This is a genomic window from Psychrobacter sp. FME6 (assembly GCF_014861365.1).
Lineage (GTDB): Bacteria > Pseudomonadota > Gammaproteobacteria > Pseudomonadales > Moraxellaceae > Psychrobacter.
Genome location: NZ_RRYW01000141.1, coordinates 1 through 4995 on the forward strand (window position 1 = coordinate 1; position 4995 = coordinate 4995).

The 4995-nt window shown below is 39.2% G+C and carries 6 protein-coding genes and 1 pseudogene; 3 read left to right on the forward strand and 4 right to left on the reverse strand.

The genetic code is table 11. The features are described 5' to 3' along the window. The 3 genes from EI162_RS13300 to EI162_RS13305 form a co-directional block, all read right to left on the reverse strand. The coding region (locus tag EI162_RS13300; protein WP_263972275.1) for a TetR/AcrR family transcriptional regulator at nucleotides 1-460 on the reverse strand (460 nt) is incomplete at its 3' end. Further along, nucleotides 441-569, reverse strand: a complete 129-nt coding sequence (locus EI162_RS14785; protein WP_263972276.1) for a TetR family transcriptional regulator — start codon at nucleotides 567-569, stop codon at nucleotides 441-443. The genes EI162_RS13300 and EI162_RS14785, both read right to left, overlap by 20 nt. Before the next feature lie 103 nt (nucleotides 570-672). Beyond that, on the reverse strand, nucleotides 673-927 hold the full coding sequence (locus EI162_RS13305) for a helix-turn-helix domain-containing protein (RefSeq protein ID WP_192524797.1): 255 nt from the start codon (nucleotides 925-927) through the stop codon (nucleotides 673-675). A gap of 193 nt (nucleotides 928-1120) precedes the next feature. Between EI162_RS13305 and arcD the strand changes: the two genes are divergently transcribed. Together arcD and EI162_RS13315 are read left to right on the forward strand one after the other, a co-directional pair. Beyond that, nucleotides 1121-2587 carry an arginine-ornithine antiporter gene (arcD, locus tag EI162_RS13310; protein WP_227675382.1) on the forward strand — a complete coding sequence of 489 codons (1467 nt, stop codon included), beginning with the start codon at nucleotides 1121-1123 and terminating at the stop codon, nucleotides 2585-2587. Between the two features lie 101 nt (nucleotides 2588-2688). Next, nucleotides 2689-3432: pseudogene (locus tag EI162_RS13315) on the forward strand (transposase); the annotation flags it as partial. Between the two features lie 185 nt (nucleotides 3433-3617). On the opposite strand, the gene EI162_RS14705 reads toward EI162_RS13315, so the two are convergent. Continuing rightward, the gene (locus EI162_RS14705; RefSeq protein WP_263972277.1) at nucleotides 3618-3851 is read right to left on the reverse strand and encodes a DUF4172 domain-containing protein; all 234 of its coding nucleotides are present in this window, start codon (nucleotides 3849-3851) and stop codon (nucleotides 3618-3620) included. A gap of 567 nt (nucleotides 3852-4418) precedes the next feature. Here EI162_RS14705 and EI162_RS13325 point away from each other — a divergent pair. After that, nucleotides 4419-4995 (forward strand): TetR/AcrR family transcriptional regulator (locus tag EI162_RS13325; protein WP_192524798.1); only part of this gene is annotated, 577 nt, incomplete at its 3' end.

The following is a 4995-nucleotide window of genomic DNA, read 5'->3' on the forward strand; positions in this document are numbered from 1 at the left end:
AAAAAGGGTCTTTCCCAGATAATCTTGCAAATTGAGGGGCAAAGGTATAAATAGACGTGGCTGCACCCAGTAATAAGTAGCGAATATGCATACTGTCTCCTTGAGGAGCCAATCCTAGTTTTTGTGCTCTTCGAATAATATCCAGCTCTTCATCATAAATAGTGCGTAAATAGTTTTCGACAAACCAGTCAAGTCTTTCCGAATCTCCTTGATTAGCCTGTATCAAAAAATGATGAATATCGGGGTAGTTGGCACAAAACTTTATAAAATCTTTTAACAGCACTTTCACTAAAGTACGAGCTTCAGCATCTTGCATGTTTCTGCGCTTCTCAAAATTGTGTTCACTGTAAATCTCAAAACATAATTTTGCCGTGGCTTTCCACAACGCTTCTTTGGAACCAAAATGATGGCTAATCAAGGTATGGTTCACCTCTGCTTTTTTAGCAATGGCGCGCAGCAATGGCGCGCGTTGAAACACCATCAAAACCTGTTGAAGCAAACTCGGTAAGGGCTGCTAATAATATCTTATTTTTAGTTTGTAATGAGCGCTCTTGCTCTGCACGTTTCACAGGCTTCCCTTATTTATGTTAAGCTTCTCAACCCTTATACTAACCAACTGTTCAAGTATTAGATGTTAAGTTATATGGGTTCTTTGTTTTATTGTGTAAGGTATTATATGAGCTTGTCTGTCACCCAATCCCATACGTCAGCGATGATAGTGAAAACGTTGTTTGATCGTCTTGTACGGGCTTTGTTGTTGGCATAATTAGCCCGGGAACCGTGCAGACTTTCATTGCGCTTAAGCTCTTTTGATATGGTATTGGGACTTCTGCCTAATGCATCAGCTATAAATTTAATACTATGTTTCGCCCCTTTAAAGGCATACATCTGATATCGTTCACCTAGGCTTAGATGTGTATAGTTCATGGTTGCAATCTCACTTTGGCGGTGAATATCAACTTTGATGCTAGCGCATCTAGGTCTTTTTTTCACCTCGACTTTGGTATTGCACTTCATGTGCTAATCTAAGTTTAAATCGATTGTATCTTATTTAAAAAGGACCAACTATACAAAGAAAGACAGCAATGCGTATTAGGGTTTTAACTAAAGGAATGCTTACGTGGCAGATTCAGAAATCCAAGCTATTGAAAGTAGTAATAGCGTAAAAAATCTAAGTTTTACTGCCCTAACCGCTCTTGTGGTAGGTTCTATGATTGGGGCTGGTATTTTTTCGTTACCCCAAAATATTGCAGAAAAAGCCAGCGTTGGTGCAGCAATGATTGGTTGGTTAATTACCGGCTTTGGTATGCTGATGTTGGCTTTTGTGTTTCAAATGTTGTCTCGGCGCAAACCCGAGCTTGATAGCGGTGTTTATGCCTATGCTAAAGCTGGCTTTGGTAATTATATGGGCTTTAACTCGGCATGGGGGTATTGGCTAGTAGCATCGCTTGGCAATGTGAGTTATTACGTATTGATATTTGCCACCTTAGGGTACTTTTTTCCCGTATTTGGAGAGGGTAACACCATTGCTGCTGTTGCTGCCGCCTCATTATTATTATGGGCACTATACTTTATGCTAGCTCGCGGTATCGAGGGAGCAACGTTCATTAATCAACTGGTAACGATTGCTAAAATCATTCCTTTATTAACATTTATCGTCATCATGTTCACCGCCTTTAAAATGGATATTTTTACAAATGATTTTTGGGGAGCAATAACGCTTGTTGATGGTATAAACCTTGGTTCAGTTGGTGCTCAGGTTAAAAATATGATGATGGTTACTGTCTGGGTATTTATTGGTATTGAAGGTGCAAGCTTATTTTCTGCAAAGGCTAAAAAACGCTCGGATGTTGGCAAAGCGACGGTGGTCGGATTTTTATTCACCTTAGTATTGTTGATGTTTATTAACTTCTTATCTATGGGTGTTCTCGCACAACCGGAGCTTGCAGTATTAAAAAACCCGTCGACGGCTTATTTGTTAGAAATGGTGGTAGGTAAGTGGGGAGCGACCTTTATTTCCGTTGGCTTAATTATATCAGTATGTGGCGCCTTGTTAGCGTGGACTTTGTTTTGTGCCGAAGTCTTATACTCTGCAGCCGCTGACCATACCATGCCCAGTTTTTTGCATAAAACTAATGCTAAACGCGTGCCTGTTAACGCCTTACTACTTTCTTCAGCATCGACACAACTGTTTTTGATCATCACTTATTTTTCTGAAGGTACTTATACCACCTTACTCTATTTGGCAACGTCAATGATATTGCTGCCTTACTTTTTCTCAGCAGGGTATGGATTAATGGTTGCTAAAAACAAGGTCGGTTATGAGCATGCAGAGAGTAATTTTAATGATGTAATAGTGGCAGCTATCGCCGTTATTTATAGCTTATGGCTACTGTATGCCGCAGGTATTCAATACTTCGTCTTATCGGCATTACTCTATTTACCCGGAATAATCTTTTACATAAAAGCGCGTCAAGAGCAGCAAGCCACGCTATTTACCACTGCTGAAAAAATCATTTTAGGTATTATCGTTATCGCTGCTTTGTATGCCGCTTATGGATTATATACTCACACCTTAACGCTGTAGAAAATGGAATTTATAGAAGCTGAATAGGTAATCCTCCCCCGATAAATAAGAACACTTTAAAATAGAGATTAACTGTTAAAATATATCAGTAGGAGAATCCTATGAAAAAGACCTGTTTTAGCGACAACCAAATTGTCAACATCTTAAAACAAGCAGAACAAGGCGTACCTATCGCTGATTTATGCCTCAAAGCACGTTCTACAACTAGCGTTCTAAATATGGTGGCATGGATGCTGCGCTTATCAGTCGCTTAAAAAAGCTTGAGATTGAAAATGCTCGATTAAAGAAGATGTATCCTGACGAGTGTCTGAAATCAGACATCCTACAGGATGCCATGTCAAAAAGTGGTAGCGCCACAAAGGCGCAAAGAGATGGCTTGTCACTATATTAAAGACCGTGGTATTAGCTTACGCCGTGCTTGCCGTATCTTTAATATCAGCGTCACTTGCTACTACCACAAGTCGGTGGCCTCTGATGAGAACCAACAGATCGCGCATTTGCTTATAGGGCTGAATAATTAGAACAAGAACTAGGGCTTTGGTTTGTGCTTTTTAAGCCTACGCAATGTCTTAAGACTGCCATACAATCATAAGCGTGTGTATCGTATCTACTGCGAGCTTGAATTAAACCTTAGGATCAAGCCTCGCCGCCGCATCAAGCGCAATAAACTCGTACCACTGGCTATACCTGAAAGGATAAACCAAAGTTGGAGCATGGACTTTATGCACGATACCCTAAACGATGGTCGTGCCTTTAGACTGTTCAATGTGATTGATGATTATAATCGTGAAGCATTAACGGTTAATGTTAGCTTCTCATTGCCCATCCAAGGGGTCATACGTAGTCCCTTGCGCTAGCATTCGTTCTATGATTGCTTATGCTAGCCGTCTATTTCCATAATCAAATGAATGGATTGTCACAAACCTTTAATGAGCAATACTCGCTTTGATGACCAAATATATCATCTTGCTCAAGAAAATAATTGCGTAAGTTATTGACTGTCATCACGAATACTGCCGTATTTAATGCGTTAAAGTCCACTATATCCATTAGGAAATAATGCCTTATGCCATCCCAGTAAATCGTTTAACAATAATGGGTATTGATAGGGATAGATAGCATTTAGCATCATGTATACTACCGTATCAATCTCATGACTAGCAGTTGGCATACCAACGCCATCTATCCTTAAATATCGGGCGACAGAAGACCGTACTCGCTCGTTATTTAATGGCTCACCTTCAATCTCTGAAGTTTTAACCATCTCCAAAATCACTGCGTCTAACTGTGCCTAAACGTTGAGATCGAACCCTAGCGTTAGCAATTTCCCAAGCAAACGGCCTTATAATATCCGCACACGACTGACCAATGGCAGCAGATTTTTATCTGATCACTATTATTCAACCCAGTCTAGATATTCATTAATATAGGTCATATGCGGCATATTTGTCTCAGTGATACACAGAGATTAAAACCCTAATCTCATTATCTTATACATAGAAAAGAAATCAAAGAGAACGCACAAAAATATAAAAAAGGCAATTTTTAAGAAGTTGACACGCTTGAGCACCCAGTCTCTAAACTTATGTTTCTTTATTCTCTTATAATAATTATTACAACGGTATTGACTCCCTCTATCAGACTGAACTATTAAATATCTACCAGATCTTTTATTCTCATACTTAATGCTTGACAAACTAAATCTACTGCCATGAATTCGCTACTATATATAATGCTTACACAATAAAACAAAAAATAATATAACTTAACACTCTATAATTTAACAGTTGGTTAGTATAAGGGTTGAGAAGCTTAAAAAGAAGAGAACCCCGTGAAACGTGCAGAGCAAGAGCGCTCATTACAAACTAAAAATAAGATATTATCAGCTGCCCTTTCTGAGTTTGCTTCAACAGGTTTTGATGGTGTTTCAACGCGCGCCATTGCTAAAAAAGCAGAGGTGAACCACACCTTGATTAGCCATCATTTCGGTTCTAAAGAAGCATTATGGAAAGCGACGGCAAAATTATGTTTTGAGATTTACAGTGAACATAATTTTGAGAAGCGCAGAAACATGCAAGATGCTGAAGCTCCTACTTTAATACGAGTGCTGTTAAAAGAAATACGAGTGCTGTTAAAAGATTTTATAAATTTTTGTGCTAACTATCCTGATATTCATCATTTTTTGATCCAGGCCAATCAAGGGGATTCGGAAAGACTTAACTGGTTTGTTGAAAACTATTTACGCACTATTTGTGATGAAGAGTTGGATGTTATCCGTAGAGCGCAAAAACTAGGGTTGGCTCCTCAAGGAGACAGTATGCATATTCGCTACTTATTGCTGGGGGCAGCCACATCTATTTATACCTTTGCCCCTCAATTTGCAAGATTATCTGGGAAAGACCCTTTTT